Below are 237 nucleotides of genomic sequence, written 5' to 3'. Positions count from 1 at the left end.
ATCCAAGCTTGAACCAACTTGGGTTGCTCGCTTTTATTGGTCAGGCGCACGGACACTTCGGCCGAATGTTCTGGATAAATCACCCGCGTACCGTCGATCACGATCGAGGCGTGCGCAGTGCCTGCAAAAAGCAAAAACACAAGGGAAGTCAAAACAGCGCGAATACCGCGCCGGTGAAAACGGGCCTGATGAACGAACATAAATGCCTCGAACGAGCGTAATGATCGGTTTATAAAT

The 237-nt window shown here is 50.6% G+C and carries 1 protein-coding gene; it reads right to left on the bottom strand.

Features of this window, described 5'->3' with window-relative positions:
* Nucleotides 1-200 (bottom strand): fimbrial biogenesis chaperone (locus tag ACR9ZK_RS23385; protein ID WP_481344301.1); only part of this gene is annotated, 200 nt, incomplete at its 3' end.
* Nucleotides 201-237 lie beyond the last annotated feature (37 nt).

The organism is Monashia sp. HAY1-5C (genome assembly GCF_056755255.1).
This window is presented reverse-complemented; position numbering and strand designations above follow the sequence as displayed.